Origin of the sequence: Streptomyces sp. NPDC048434, assembly GCF_043200375.1 — a bacterium.
Classification (GTDB): Bacteria; Actinomycetota; Actinomycetes; order Streptomycetales; family Streptomycetaceae; genus Streptomyces.
Genome location: NZ_JBICXQ010000019.1, coordinates 170928 through 184356, shown reverse-complemented (window position 1 = coordinate 184356; position 13429 = coordinate 170928). Strand labels below are relative to the sequence as shown.

12 protein-coding genes and 1 tRNA gene are annotated in these 13429 nt (G+C 72.0%); 4 read left to right on the top strand and 9 right to left on the bottom strand.

Annotated elements, in window-relative coordinates; all coding sequences use genetic code 11:
• Positions 1-138: 138 nt before the first annotated feature.
• From ACGFWI_RS23160 to ACGFWI_RS23145, 4 genes are all read right to left on the bottom strand, one after another.
• Positions 139-1356, bottom strand: coding sequence for an MAB_1171c family putative transporter (locus ACGFWI_RS23160; RefSeq protein ID WP_393907879.1), 1218 nt, complete (start codon positions 1354-1356; stop codon positions 139-141).
• A complete protein-coding gene (locus ACGFWI_RS23155) occupies positions 1349-1960 on the bottom strand; it encodes a hypothetical protein (protein ID WP_393907890.1) in 612 nt (203 codons plus the stop codon). The genes ACGFWI_RS23160 and ACGFWI_RS23155 overlap by 8 nt, the downstream gene beginning before the upstream one ends.
• Positions 1961-2039: 79 nt before the next feature.
• Positions 2040-2528, bottom strand: coding sequence for a helix-turn-helix domain-containing protein (locus ACGFWI_RS23150; protein ID WP_393907878.1), 489 nt, complete (start codon positions 2526-2528; stop codon positions 2040-2042).
• A gap of 247 nt (positions 2529-2775) precedes the next feature.
• On the bottom strand, positions 2776-3528 hold the full coding sequence (locus tag ACGFWI_RS23145; RefSeq protein WP_393907877.1) for an AraC family transcriptional regulator: 753 nt from the start codon (positions 3526-3528) through the stop codon (positions 2776-2778).
• A gap of 53 nt (positions 3529-3581) precedes the next feature.
• On the opposite strand from ACGFWI_RS23145, the gene ACGFWI_RS23140 reads away from it, so the two are divergent.
• A complete protein-coding gene (locus tag ACGFWI_RS23140) occupies positions 3582-4814 on the top strand; it encodes an MFS transporter (RefSeq protein ID WP_393907876.1) in 1233 nt (410 codons plus the stop codon).
• Positions 4815-5077: 263 nt separating this feature from the next.
• Here the strand turns inward: ACGFWI_RS23140 and ACGFWI_RS23135 are convergent.
• Positions 5078-5151 (bottom strand) — tRNA-Pro (locus tag ACGFWI_RS23135).
• A 164-nt stretch (positions 5152-5315) separates the two neighbouring features.
• On the opposite strand from ACGFWI_RS23135, the gene ACGFWI_RS23130 reads away from it, so the two are divergent.
• Entirely contained in the window at positions 5316-5609 is a 294-nt protein-coding gene (locus ACGFWI_RS23130) for a YiaA/YiaB family inner membrane protein (RefSeq protein ID WP_030078864.1), read from the top strand.
• Positions 5610-5758: 149 nt separating this feature from the next.
• On the opposite strand, the gene ACGFWI_RS23125 is transcribed toward ACGFWI_RS23130, so the two are convergent.
• Positions 5759-6682 carry an alpha/beta fold hydrolase gene (locus ACGFWI_RS23125; protein WP_393907875.1) on the bottom strand — a complete coding sequence of 308 codons (924 nt, stop codon included), beginning with the start codon at positions 6680-6682 and terminating at the stop codon, positions 5759-5761.
• A gap of 181 nt (positions 6683-6863) precedes the next feature.
• Between ACGFWI_RS23125 and ACGFWI_RS23120 the strand changes: the two genes are divergently transcribed.
• Both ACGFWI_RS23120 and ACGFWI_RS23115 read left to right on the top strand, forming a co-directional pair.
• Positions 6864-10079 carry an amidohydrolase family protein gene (locus ACGFWI_RS23120; protein WP_393907874.1) on the top strand — a complete coding sequence of 1072 codons (3216 nt, stop codon included), beginning with the start codon at positions 6864-6866 and terminating at the stop codon, positions 10077-10079.
• A gap of 299 nt (positions 10080-10378) precedes the next feature.
• A complete protein-coding gene (locus ACGFWI_RS23115; protein WP_393907873.1) occupies positions 10379-11701 on the top strand; it encodes an acyl-CoA dehydrogenase family protein in 1323 nt (440 codons plus the stop codon).
• A 130-nt stretch (positions 11702-11831) separates the two neighbouring features.
• Here ACGFWI_RS23115 and ACGFWI_RS23110 read toward each other — a convergent pair whose 3' ends face one another.
• Genes ACGFWI_RS23110 through ACGFWI_RS23100 form a run of 3 tightly spaced genes read right to left on the bottom strand, consistent with a single transcriptional unit; the run spans position 11832 to position 13427 of the window.
• Positions 11832-12434, bottom strand: a complete 603-nt coding sequence (locus ACGFWI_RS23110; protein ID WP_393907872.1) for a GAF domain-containing protein — start codon at positions 12432-12434, stop codon at positions 11832-11834.
• Positions 12431-13051, bottom strand: coding sequence for an ATP/GTP-binding protein (locus ACGFWI_RS23105; RefSeq protein ID WP_393907871.1), 621 nt, complete (start codon positions 13049-13051; stop codon positions 12431-12433). Before ACGFWI_RS23105 ends, ACGFWI_RS23110 begins: the two co-directional genes overlap by 4 nt.
• Positions 13029-13427 (bottom strand): DUF742 domain-containing protein, encoded by a 399-nt coding sequence (locus ACGFWI_RS23100; RefSeq protein ID WP_393907870.1) that lies wholly within the window; start codon positions 13425-13427, stop codon positions 13029-13031. The genes ACGFWI_RS23105 and ACGFWI_RS23100 overlap by 23 nt, the downstream gene beginning before the upstream one ends.
• Positions 13428-13429: the final 2 nt, after the last annotated feature.

The window sequence follows — 13429 nt, the reverse complement described above, 5'->3', positions numbered from 1 at the left end:
GCCGGGCCCCCCCCCCCCCCCCCCCGCCCCCCCCCCCCCACGGCCCGGGGCCGCCCCGCGCCCCCCGCCGGGGCCCCGCGTGGGGGGTGGGGTGGCCCGGACCCCCGTGCCGGGCCACCCCGTCTCTGTGGTTGTTCCTCAGCCGCGCACCACCGAGCTTCGCTGGCGCAGCTCGGTGAGCACGGTCTCGATCAACGGCGAGTGGTAGACATCCGCGACCAGCGCCAAGTGCTCGTACTCCGCGCCGAGTTCGGCCGCCGTGCCGCTGGAGACCACCACGCTGTCGGCCCCGTGGGCGGGGACATGGCCCACCGCACGGTTCTCCAGACCACGGCGGAGTGCGGCGGCCTCCGCGACGGCCGCCAACTGCCGGTCGTCCAGGGCGACCGTGCGGGCCCGCTCGCGGGCGATGTCGACGGCGTCGGACTCGACATGGCGGCGGATGCCGCGCTGTATGTCACGGATCTCGGCCATCTGCCGGTTGGCCCGCCACTCCAGATCCGCGAACGGCCACCGGACGGACCACGCCGAGGCCTCCATCGTGACCTCCGGGGAGTGGGCGGTGACGGTCCGCCAGAGCGGGGAGAGACGGCGCAGCCGGCGCCAGGCGGCGACCCGGGGGCCGGCCGCCGGCAGCGCGAACCCGGCGAGGACCATGAGCGCCGCGACCGAGGCGCTCAGCGGCGCCACACCGTTGGAGAGCCAGGGCGCCGGGTGGCCCGCCCAGGACAGGACGAAGCCGATGACCTTGCAGCCGCAGTAGCCCAGGCCGAGCCAGCAGCCCGCGGCCAGCAGCCGCAGACCGCGGGCCAGATACGTCCTGCCGAGCCGGGCGGCGAGCCGCGGGCACAGCGTCCCCAGGGCCGCCGAGCTCATTCCGAAGATGGCCAGATACAGCACCAGGAAGAGCATGACTCCGGGCGAGTCCGTGTACGCGGTGCTGAAGTCGCGGGGGTGCTCGACCGCGTCCGGCCTGCCGAGCACGAACCCGGTGATCGCCACCGCCCACAGCGCGGCCACGCTCCCGACGGCGATCCGCGCCCTGGTCCGCGCACGGGCCCGCGCGGCCGCGCCCTCGCCCGCCGTCCAGCGCAGCAGCAGCACCAACGCGCCCGCGGCGAACACCACGACGGAGGAGTAGAGGAAGACCATGGCGAGGTTGGCCACGCCGGTCAGCCGGTCGAAGGCGCGGTAGACGCTCGGCGCGGAGAAGAGGAAGACCGTGGCCACACCACCGGTCATCACACAGGCCAGCCCCAGGTCCGCATTGCTGCGGTCGCGGAACCAGGCAAGGGACTTGTACCCGACGATCGCCCAGGCGGCCACGCCGAACGACAGATAGATGACGTCAAACACGCGGGCCCCCGTCCCCCGCCGCGCCCGCACCGACGCCGTCGGAACCCTCGCCGCCGGACGGCGTCTCCTGGCGTCGCCGAAGGTGCTGGAGCGCGGGCCCGAGCGCCGCCGCCAGCTCGGCCGCCTGTCCCTCCAGGGGGAGTTCACGCTCGCCCGCGGACGGCGCCACCCGTTCCATGAGCAGCGTGCCGAGCACTTCGGTCTCCCGCTCGGCGAGGTTGTCATAGCCGTGGTGCCGGGCGAAGCCCATGGTCAGGCCCATGCGCCGCATGGCTGTCGCCACATCGACCGAGGGCGTCCACAGCTTCAGCGCGTCCTCGGTGACAGCGGGATCCTGGCCGTGCCCCAACAGCAGATGGCTCAGTTCGTGCAGCACGATGTGGGCCTGGTGCCAGGGTGAGGTCTTGAGCTCGTAGAAGACCCAGTAGTCGTCGTCGGTGACGGCCGTCATCCCCGAGACCACCCCGCCCAGGCTCATCGGCACCAGATGGACGGGCCGCGCCACACGCGCGGCGACGATGTCGCACATCCCGCGCAGATCGGTCGTGGCGGGCAGCGCCAGCTCCTTGATGAGCCGCTTGCACCGCCTGCGTATCTGCCCCACTCGCATGCTCGTCCCGTCCTCGTGTCCGGCCCGCTGCCAGAAAGCGAAAACCTGGCCGCGCTCAGCGGTCCGCGTCAGCTCACTCACCGCGCCGGTCACCGCCCCGCTCCGGCGGATCGGCCGGCAGATTCATCTGCTGCCGGAACTGGGAGATGATCGTCGTCAGACTGTCCTGCACCTCCGGCGGCAGCCCCACGGAGCGCAGCGCGATGGCGCGCACCCGCTGGTCCCGCATGGCGGCGAGGAAGCGGACCTCTTCCTCCACCCGCGCGGCCTGCGGCTGCGAGAGGTCCCCCAGCAGATAACCAACCGGTACGGCAAAGAACTTGGCCAGCGCGCGCAGCAGCTCCGGGCTCGGATTCGCCCGCCTGCCGTTGCGCAGCATCGACAGATACTGCTCGGTGACCTTGACCTCGCCGTACTCCTCGTCCCCGCCGCTGATTTCGTCAGCCACATAGGCGTTGGTGTACGGCGCCCCCGGCGGATGCATATTCGCGAAGAGGTGATTCAGCCGCTCCGCGAGCGTGCTGCCCGCCTCGTCGGACCGGCCGTCGCCCCCCACGCTCATGCCCGCCGTCCCCCATCGATCGACCCCAACGAACAGTTAAGGCACCGTCATTGCCGCCCTTATCCTGCCACGGGGAGAACACGGTGCACCAGTCCACTTACGGACAGTAGCGACCACCCGGCTTAACCCGGAGTTGAGTGACGGCGCCTGCCGGGGCCTGGCGCGCCCTATCGGAACGGCGTCGGGGTGCGCGACGAGGACGGGGGCGGCTTCGCGCCGCGCAGGGGCAGCCGGGACAACCGCCCGGCTACCCGCGGCGGTTATGGGTGCCCGGGGTGTATCCGTAGGCGCGGCGGAAGACATCGATGAAGGCGCTGGTGGAGGACCATCCGCAGCGGTGGGCCACGGCGGTCACGGGGCTGTCGTCGGCCAGCATCTTCAGGGCGTGGTAGAGGCGCAGTTGGGTCCGCCACTGGGGGAAGGTCATCCCGAGTTCGGAGCGGAAGAGGCGGCTGAGGGTGCGCTCCCCGGTATGCGTGTGGGCACCGAGCTCCGCGAGGGTGCGGGGGTCGGCGGGGTTGTGGTGCAGGAGGGCGCAGGCGGCGGCCAGCCGCGGATCGGCGGGCGAGGGGAGCTGTACGGGCTGCTGGGGGGAGGCGCAGAGCTGATCGAGGAGGACGGCGCGCAGGCGGTCGCGTTCGGGCCCGGAGTCGGAGTCGGTGGGGTCGCGGGTGTAGGCGAGGATCAGCTCGCGCAGGAGGGGGCTGACGGCCAGGACGGTGGGCGCGTCCAGCCGCAGGGGGTTGTCGCCGACCGGCAGACCGAGGGTGTGCAGGTCGAGATGGCCGTGGGCGCGATGGGCGTGGACGGTTCCGGCCGGGACCCAGATGGCGCGGGTACCGGGGGCGAACCACGTGCCGGCATCGGTGGTGACGGCGAGGACGCCGGAGCCCGCGTAGACGATCTGGTGGTTGTCATGACGGTGGGCGTCGATACGTTCGCCGGCTGCCAGCGCCAGCGTGTGGGTCGGCGCGGCAGGCGTGTGGCGGATATTCGACATACCTTGGCATTTTATCGGAAGCGTGACACCTGGGCGACAGTGACGATCGAGGGGTGTCAACCAACCCATCACCGGCCCGGTCCGCCAAAAAATCCATCAGACTGCTGTCCCTGGGGCACGCCTGCGTGGACATCTATCAGGGCGCCGTGGCCGCACTCGTACCGTTCTTCCTCTCCGAGCGGGCCTATTCCTACGCCGCGGCCTCCGGCATCGTCCTGGCCGCCTCCCTGCTCTCCTCGGTGGCACAGCCGCTGTTCGGCGCGCTGACCGACAAATGGGCGATGCCCTGGCTGCTGCCGGTGAGCACCCTGACAGGGGGCGTCGGCGTCGCGCTCAGCGGCCTCAGCGGTTCCTACGCAGTGACCCTGGCCGTCGTCGCCGTCGCCGGGATCGGGGTGGCGGCCTACCACCCCGAGTCCGCCCGTATCGCCCGTATCGCGAGCCGCGGCAGCCACACCGCGATGGGCCTGTTCTCCCTCGGCGGCAACATCGGCTTCGCGGCCGCTCCACTCATGGTCTCCGCCGTCATGGCCACCGGCGGACTGCGCGCCTCCCCCCTGCTGGTCGTCCCGGCCCTGGCAGGCGCCGCCCTGTGCGTGGCCGCACTGCGGACCCTCAGCCCTCCCGCCGCGGCCGCCGGCACCGCATCCGCTGCGGCCCGCCCGGCGGGCAAGGACGACTGGCCGGCCTTCCTCAAGATGTCCGGCGCCATCGTGTGCCGCTCGATCGTCTTCGTCGGCCTGAGCGCCTTCATCTCCCTGTACGCACGCCAGCGCACCGGAGGCGGAGAATTCGCGGGCACCGCGGCCCTGTTCGTGCTCTACCTCGGCGGCGCGATCGGCACCGTCGCCGGCGGCCGGCTCGCCACCCGCTACGGCCGTATCACGGTGGTCCGCTGGTCCTACGCCCTGACCGTCCCCGCCGTCGCCGGCATCGTCCTGACCCCCGGCCCGCTCCTGTACCTGTTCACCGCCCTGACCTCGGCCGGCCTGTACGTGCCCTTCTCCCTGCACGTCACCCTCGGCCAGGACTACCTCCCCCGGCGCGTCGGCACCGCCAGCGGCGTCACCCTGGGCCTGACCGTCAGCGTCGGCGGCCTCGCGAGCCCCCTCATCGGCGCCGCCGCCGACGCCACGTCCCTGCAGACCGCACTCACCCCGCTCATCGCGCTGCCCGCCCTGGGATGGCTGCTGCTGCGTACCCTGCACGAACCCGAGATGCCCGAAACCACCACAGCCGCCGCACCGGCCCCCCAGCGCAACACCGCGGCCGGCTCCCGCCCTTGAGACGGACTGGGAGTCCAACGGGGACCGGGCCCGGTACCTCCCCGAGGCCGCCGCGCAAGCAGCCGACGCCCAGGCCACGCCAGGGCACCCCGCCCGGCCGGCGGCCGTTCCGAGCCGCCGGGCCGGCACCGGCACGCACACAAACGACCGGGGCCGGCCGACGGAGGGGAACTCCGCCGGGCCGGCCCCGGTCGAGGTGGCCACGCATGCAAAAAGGCCGCTCCGAAATTCGGAAACGGCCTCCGACCTGCAGAAAAAACAAGTCGGGACGACAGGATTTGAACCTGCGACCCCTTGACCCCCAGTCAAGTGCGCTACCAAGCTGCGCCACGTCCCGTTGCCCGTTCCGGCCGGGAAATCCCGGGCCGACCGCGCACGAGAACAATACCGCATGTCAGAGGGTGGGTGCTGCCATATTCCCGCGTCGGCCCACGTACGGCCGACGCAGAGATGAGTACCCGTACTCATGCACCACCGTCACCGTGCCGCCACGCTACGCGCATGACTACTCCATCGATTCAGCGGCCGACGACCACGGCCTTCTTCGTGCAGGCCGCGATCTCCTTCGGGCTGTCGCTGGCGGCGCTGGTGATCGGGATCATCAAACTGCCGGTGGGGCCGTGGGAGCGCGGGTTCCTCGCCATCGGACTGGTCTTCGTGGTGTCCTCGGCGTTCACGCTGGCCAAGTGCATCCGTGACCGCCAGGAGGTCGAGGAGGTGACGAACCGGGTGGACAAGGCCCGGATCGACAAGATCCTCATCGAGCAGGACGTCTTCAAGCCGGGACAGGTCTGACCTCGGCGCCCCCGGCCGCGGATCTCCCGCTCCGCGGCCACGCGACGACCGCGGCCCTTCGACGCCGCCACGCTGCGCGCCACGGCCGGGGCCGCGGACGCCGCGGACGTGGCGATGGCCTGACCGCTCGCCCCGAAGCGCGCGCCGGTTCAGACGTGCTTGTCGAGCCAGGCCAGCAGGTCGTCCTGGACCTCGTCGCGGTTGGTCTCGTTGAGGATCTCGTGGCGGGCGTCCGGGTAGGCCCGCCAGGTCAGATCGCGGGTGCCCTGATAGCGGAAGTCCTCCAGGAGTTCATGCATCAGGGTCATCCCCTGATGGCAGGGGTCCTGGTCGCCGACGGCGATGTGGACGGGCAGTCCGCGCGGGATGCGGGCGAGATTGTCCGGGTCGTTGATCTTGCGGATGGCGCGTACCCAGTCGGCGGCGAGACCGGCGGAGAACGGGAAGCCGCAGTCCTCGTCGGCGGCGTAGGCGTCCACCTCGGCGGCGTCGCGGGAGAGCCATTCGTAGCCGGTGCGGTGGGGGAAAGCGTCGTTGAAGGAGCTGAAGTTGCGCGGGATGAAGCCGGAGAGCGCGCCGCGGCCGTGCTCGGCGATCTCCTGGTCCAGCTCGGCGATGGCGCCGTCGATGTCCAGGCCTGGCAGGGTGCGGAAGGCGCCGGTGAGGATGAGTCCGGCGAGGTCGGCGCCGTACTCCTGGGCGTAGTCGCGGGCCAGCATCGCGCCCATGCTGTGGCCGAGCAGCACCAGCGGGACGCCGGGGTGGGCGGCGGCCGCATGGTTGCCGATGCCCTTGAGGTCGCTGACGATCGCCCGCCAGGCGTCCTCGCCGACCACACCGCGGCCGCCGGTGGAGGCGGCGGTGGCACCGTGGCCGCGGTGGTCGGAGGCGAGGACGCCATAGCCGTGGCCGGTCAGGAAGCGGGCGAAGCGGTCGTAGCGCCGGCCGTGTTCGGCGGCACCGTGCGCGATCTGGACGAGGGCGCGCGGGTGACCGGACTCCGGGAGCCAGGTGTAGGCGGCGATACGGGCACCGTCCGGGGCCTGGTGGAAGTCCTGCTGCATGGCCTGCATGGCGTCGTCTCCTGACTGCCGGGGCGGTGGCTGACGAGTCGTCGGTGCCCACTCTTCCGCGTGGGGCGGCGGTGCGCCATGGGGCGCGCGTGGCGTAGTTGCCCCGGTCCCCGGACGGCGTGACACGATCAGCCGGTTCTTTGCCGACCATGTGCCGCAACCCCCCTTCGCAGGAGGAACGTTGGACACCACGGACCGTTTCGAGGACCGTTTCGAGGACTCCCCCCATCACCCCACGCCGCTGTCCCGCCGCAGATTTCTGCAGGGCACCGCCTCTGCCGCCGCCGCGGCGGGCCTGGCCGGTGTCACGGCTCCCACCGCATTAGCGCAGGACGCCGCTGCGAGCGGCGCCCCCCTGTCCTTCACGGCCGCCACCAATGGCGCGGCCTCCCTCTCCCCGGCCGGTGACCGGCTGGTCGCCGAGGTCCAGAACGTGCTGTGGTCACTGCCGCGGGCCGGCGGCGACGCGGTGGCCCTGACCCCGCCCGACCTGGAGCCCACCCGTCCGGTGCACTCCCCCGACGGCCGCCGGATCGCCGTCTGCGCCTACCGGGGAGGCAATTTCCACCTCTGGACGCTCGCCGCCGACGGCTCCGGTCTCCAGCAGCTGACCGACGGCCCGTGGGACGACCGCGGCCCCGCCTGGTCGCCCGACGGCACCCGGATCGCCTTCGCCTCGGAGCGGGGCGGGGATGCGGTGACCGGCAGCCCGTACCGGATCTGGGTGCTGGAGGTGAAGACCCGGCAGCTGACCCGGGTGACCGGGCTGCCCGGTCAGGACGGCCCCCATCAGGACGCCGCCTGGGAGGACTTCGACCCGTGCTGGTCGCCGGACGGCTCGCGGATCGTGTTCGTACGCGGGCAGGTGGCGGGCGCGGCGCTGGTCTCCCGTACCGTCGCCTCCGTACCGGCCGACGGCCGGGGCTCGGTGCGCACCGAGCACACCGAGACGGCGACCGCGCAGGTGATGGTGCCGGCACTGTCCCCCACGGGGCGGCTCGCCTATCTGCGGACCACGGACTATCCGGGCCCCACCTGCACGCTGGTGGTGGACGGGGTGCGGGTCGCGGTCGACGGCGATGTGGAGCCGGTGCCGCCGCGCTGGGTCTCGCGGGACGAGCTGCTGCTGACGGTCGGCGGGCAGTTCCGGATCGTCCGGGCCGATGCCCCGCAGCGTGCCGAGACCATCCCGTTCACCGCGCGGCTGCCGCTGGACCGCCCCCACTACCGCGTCAAGGACTACGGCTTCGAACGGACGGCGGCGGGCCCGCTGCGCGGAGTACATCTGCCCGCGCTCTCGCCCGACGGCCGCAAGGTCGCCTTCGCCGCACTCAACTCCCTCTGGCTGGCCTCCACTTCGGGTGGCGGCACGCCACGCAGGATCGTCCGGGCCGACGCCACCCGTTACATCCTGGCGCCGAGCTGGTCCCGCGACGGGCGCGCGCTGCTCTATGCGGACGACCGCGACGGGCTGTTCGCGGTGCGTCGCCGCGATATCGCCTCCGGCGAGGAGACGGTGCTGGCCACCGGCGGCCGGGTGCAGCCCGCACTGTCACCGGACGGCGGACGGCTGGCCGCGCTGGACATGTCCGGAAACCTCATCGTACGGACGCTGTCCGACGGCACGGAGAAGGTGCTGGCCGCGCCGATGGGCGCCGGCGGGCTGCCCGGCCGCCCCAGCTGGTCACCGGACGGGCGCTATCTGGCGTACTGCGACCGCAACCGCCTCAACCGCCGCTTCCGCGAGGGCTACAACGTCATCAGGATCGTCGACGCCGAGACCGGAAAGGACCGGCTGTACCCGGTCGCCGAGCATGTCTCGGTCGCCGACCGCTATGACTCCGGGCCCGTGTGGTCGCCCGACGGGCACTGGCTGGCCGTGATCGCCGAGTCCGCGCTGTGGGTGCTGCCGGTGCGGCCCGACGGTACGCCGGACGGTGCGCCGCGGCAGCTGACCGAGGAGAGCGCCGACCATCCGTCGTGGTCCGGGGACTCCGGCACGCTGCTGTACCTCTCGGCCGGGAAGCTGCGGCTGACCGGGGTGTCCGGCGACGCGGCACGGACCGTCCCGCTGTCCCTCGGGCACCGCCCCTCGCGCGCCCCGGACACCGTGGTCCACGCGGGCCGGTTCTGGGACGGCACCGGCGACGAGGTGCGGGAGGACGTCGATGTGGTGGTGCGGGACGGGCGGATCACGGCCGTGGAAGCACACCGCCCGTCCCGGCCCGGCGCGGCCCGGCGGGTGGACGCCTCCGGCCAGACCGTGCTGCCCGGCCTGTGGGACGCGCACACCCACCCGTGGCAGACGACCTACGGCGGGCGGCAGACCGCGCTGCAGCTCGCCTACGGCATCACCACCGCGGTCTCCTGCGGGGGCTTCTCCTATGAACAGGCCCGCATCCGGGAGGCCGTGGCGGCCGGTGTGCTTGCCGGGCCGCGCCTGCTGACCTGCGGAGAGCTGCTGGACGGCGGCCGGGTCGCGTACAGCATGGGGCGGGCACACCGCACCCGCGCGGGACTGCGCCGCTCACTGGAGCGCGGCGCGGCCCTCGACTGGGACTTCGTCAAGACCTACGTACGGGCGCCGGGCTGGGTGATGGCGGAGGCCGCGCGCTTCGCCCACCAGCGGCTCGGGGTCCGGTCCGGCAGCCATCTGCTCACGCCGGGCCTTCAGCTGGGACAGGACCTGACGACCCATCTGCAAGCGACCCAGCGACTGGAGTTCGGTCACGCCGTCAGCGGCTCCGGGCGCGCCTACCAGGACGTGGAGGAGGTCTACACCGGCACCGACTTCCACCTCCTCGCCACTCCGTTCTCGGCCGCCGCGCTGCTCGGTGACGATCCGGCGCTGGCGGACGATGTGCGGGTGGCCCGGCTGATGCCGCCCTGGGACACCGCGGTCGTACGGGAGAACGCCGGGCATCGCCCCACCCCGGCGCAGCTGGCCGACATCGAGACCGAGGTCGGCTTCTACCGGCGGGTGCTGGACGGCGGCGGACTGGTCGCGCTGGGCACGGACCAGCCGCTCGCGCCGGTGGGGCTGGGCCTGCACCTGTGCCTGCGGGCGCTGCACCGCGGCGGTCTCAGTGTGAGCCGGACGCTGCGCACCGCGACCGCACTGCCCGCCCGGGTGTTCGGCGCGGAACGGGATCTGGGGACGCTGGAGGTCGGCAAGCTCGGCGATATGACGCTGGTGGACGGCGATCCGTTCCAGGACTTCGACTCGCTGGTGCGGACCTCCGCGGTGCTGCGCGGCGGACGGCTCTTCGCACAGCGGCAGTTGACCGACTCCTTCCCGGCGCCCGCCACCACCCGCTCCCTGCGGCCGGCCGGCACCGACTGGCTGGAGGTGGGCCGGCAGCAGCGTCGCGAGTCCTGCTGCGACGTCTCGCACTGACGCGCCCCAACCCGCCGTGGCGGGGCGGGAGGCGTGGGGTGGCGCGGTTCCGGGGCCTTCGGAACCGCGCCATCCGCATTCCGGAACTGGGGGTGGTGCACAGCTGCTCCGCACTTCAACTCTTCACTTAAATGCACCCAGTTGATGTTTTATGCGCCCTGCAGTAGGTATGCCAACGGGTATTGCACGGGGTAAGCGAAAGATCACTTTCCGGAACGTTCGCTGTGGGCGGCACCGCCGGTGCCGCCCAGGGGCGAGATGCGACCAGCACGGGGGAGATCGCGAAGGAGGGGCTCGTCTTGCATCGCTACTTCACCGACCAGCGGCATGAGGTACTCCGGCACCAGGTGCGGGAGTTCGCCGAGAGGGAGGTCCGCCCCAGGGTGGCGGAGATGGAGGCGAACCGTTCCGTTTGCCATGACCTCTCGCGCCTGATCGCGCGGCAGGGCTGGATAGGCGCGACCGTGCACCGCGCATACGGCGGGATGGGCGCCGGGCATGTCGCCAAGACCCTGATCATCGAGGAGATCTCCCGGGTGAGCGCCGCGATGGGCGCCATGGTGCAGGCGTCGCAGCTGGGCGTCGCGAAGATCGTCCACTTCGGCAACGAGGAGCAGAAGAAGACCTGGCTGCCGGCCATAGCCTCCGGCGAGTGCCTGCCGACCATCGCGGTCACCGAACCGCAGTCCGGCGGCCATGTGCTGGGCATGACCTCCACCGCGGTCCGCGACGGCGACGAGTACCTCCTCAACGGCCGGAAGATCTATGTCGGCAACAGCCATGTCGGCGATCTGCACGGTGTGGTCGTCCGCACCGGCGAGGGCTCCAAGGGCCTGTCGGCGTTTCTCGTCGAGTCCGACAGACCCGGCTTCCGGGTCGGGCCGCAGCAGCCCGCGATGGGGCTGCACGGCTTCAGCTTCGGCGAGCTGTTCTTCGACAACTGCCGCATCCCGGCGGCAAATCTGCTGGGCCGCGAGGGCGACGGGCTGTCGGTCGCGTACTCCTCCAGCGTGCTGTACGGGCGGCCCAATCTGACCGCCGTATCACTGGGCATCCATCAGGCGGTGCTGGAAGAAACCACGGCGTTCTGCGCCGAGCGGCAGCGCTACGGCAAACCGCTGGCGGACCTCGGCAACATCAAGCTCAAGCTGGGACGCATCCAGTCGCGGCTGCTGCTGTCCCGGCTGTCCGCGTACCACGCGGTGCATCTGCTGGACCAGGGGCTGCCGTGCGACGCGGAGCTGATGAACGCCAAGCTGGTCAATGTGGAGTCGGCGCTGGAGTCGGCGCGTGACGCGATGGACATCCATGCCGCGTGCGGGCTGTTCACCGACCGGCCGGTGGAGCGCTTCCTGCGGGACGCCCACCACATCTTCGCGCCGGCCGGCACCTCCGATATCCAGCTGCTGCGCCTGGGCGAATTGGCCCTGGGGCGGGCGCAGGGCGAGTGGTCCAGCAGGCTCGCCGAGCTGCTGCGGCTGGAGCCCTCGGAGTGGCCGGAGGAGGGCGACGCCCCCGCGGACGGCCCGGCCCCCGGACGGGGCCAGGACGCCACCGCCACGGTCCCGGGCCAGCGCACCGGTCCGGTGCGCCAGCGCTCATGGTTCGCCCGCCCCAGATGAGCGGCAGGCTCCGGCCCGGGGCTCGCGGTCATCGGCCCGGAGCCGATGCCGCGGCCCCGGGCCGGCCGTCCGGCTCAAGGGCCGTCCGCGCCGGGCACCGGGGCCGGGGTCCGGACCAGGGGAAGCTGCCTCAGACGTCGCTCTGCTGTTTCTCCATGCGATGGATCTGCTCGACGAGTTCGGCGGCCATCGCTTTGATGGTCTCCAGCCCCTCCCGCCCCCAGGGGCGCGGTTCGAGGTCCACGACACAGACGGTGCCCAGCGCCATCCCCGTACGGTCGATCAGCGGCGCACCGAGGTAGGAGCGGATACCGATCTCGTCCACGACGGGGTTGCCGGCGAACCGCGGATAGTCGCAGACGTCCTCCAGCACCAGGGCTTTCCGGCGGACGATGACATGCGGGCAGTACCCGTGGTCGCGGTCCATCACCCGGCCCGGCTGGGCGCTGGCGGGCGCCGGTCCCAGCTCGACGGCCTGGTCCTGGGCGGGCGTGTAGAGACCGGCGAAGTACTGCCGTCGCTCGTCGATGAAGTTGACCATCGAGTACGGCGCCCGGGTGGTCCGGGCGAGCTTGCGCGCGAACTCGTCGAACGCGGGCAGCGGGGATTCGCCGATTCCCAGGGCGCGCAGCCGGGCGACCCGCGCCGGGGCCTCGTCGTCCTGCGGAGTGAGCAGCAGATGGCGCGTGGGGTCGTAGGAGATGTAGGGGACACGGGAGGCGGGGTGGTTCATGGCAGCTCCGGGGTCGCGGCGAGGGCGGGGGTGAGCAGATGCTGGACGAGCGATACCAGGACTTGGGTGGCCGAGCTGCACTGGCGGGCGTCGCAGAGCACGACGGGGACGTCAGGGGAGATGTCCATGGCGGTGCGGACCTCGTCCGGCTCGTAGTGAAAGGAACCGTCGAACTCGTTGACCGCGACGATGAATTGGATACCGCGCCGCTCGAAGAAGTCCACGGCGCCGAAGCACTGGTCCAGGCGCCGGGTGTCGGCGAGGATCACCGCGCCGAGCGCCCCGTTGGACAACTCGTCCCACATGAACCAGAAGCGCTGCTGCCCCGGCGTCCCGAAGAGATAGAGGATGTGCGCGGGACTGAGCGTGATCCGGCCGAAGTCCATGGCGACGGTGGTGGTGTCCTTGTTCTCGACGCCCGCCAGATCGTCCGTCCCGACGCTGATCTGGGTGAGGAGCTCTTCTGTACTGAGCGGCTCGATCTCGCTCACCGCGCCGACAAAGGTCGTCTTGCCGACCCCGAAGCCCCCCGCGACCAGGATTTTGAGCGCGGTGGGGAAGAGGTCGGTCGAGGGGTCCCCCTGGGTGTGGGGGTCACAGTCGTTTGCGAAGTCCATTCAGCACCGCCTCCAGCAGGGCTCGGTCGGTACGGGACGCGGCCCCTGCCGAAACGGCTGCGGGGGCCCGCGCGGTGAGCGCCCCGCAGTCGACGAGGTCGGCGAGGAGCACTTTGGTGACCACGGCGGGCAGCCTTATGTGGGCGGCGATCTCAGCGACGGAGACCGGCCCGCAGCACAGCCCCAGCACCTGGGCGTAGTCGGGGCCCTGGCAGGAGACGGGCCGTCGGCCGGTGGCCATCACCATGGTCAGCAGGTCGAAGTGCGCCGTCGGGCGGGTCCGGCCGTTGCTGACGGTGTACGGGCGGACCAGCCGGCCCGCCGCGTCGTCGTACCACGGTTCGCCGCCCTGCCGCCGTCGGCGACGCACGGTCATGG

Coding starts and splice junctions, on each gene's coding strand:
- ACGFWI_RS23150 (WP_393907878.1), bottom strand. CDS start 2,528: ATGAGCGTGGGGGGCGACGGCCGGTCCGACGAGGCGGGCAGCACGCTC.
- ACGFWI_RS23145 (WP_393907877.1), bottom strand. CDS start 3,528: ATGTCGAATATCCGCCACACGCCTGCCGCGCCGACCCACACGCTGGCG.
- ACGFWI_RS23130 (WP_030078864.1), top strand. CDS start 5,316: ATGACTACTCCATCGATTCAGCGGCCGACGACCACGGCCTTCTTCGTG.
- ACGFWI_RS23125 (WP_393907875.1), bottom strand. CDS start 6,682: ATGCAGGCCATGCAGCAGGACTTCCACCAGGCCCCGGACGGTGCCCGT.
- ACGFWI_RS23110 (WP_393907872.1), bottom strand. CDS start 12,434: ATGAACCACCCCGCCTCCCGTGTCCCCTACATCTCCTACGACCCCACG.
- ACGFWI_RS23105 (WP_393907871.1), bottom strand. CDS start 13,051: ATGGACTTCGCAAACGACTGTGACCCCCACACCCAGGGGGACCCCTCG.
- ACGFWI_RS23100 (WP_393907870.1), bottom strand. CDS start 13,427: ATGACCGTGCGTCGCCGACGGCGGCAGGGCGGCGAACCGTGGTACGAC.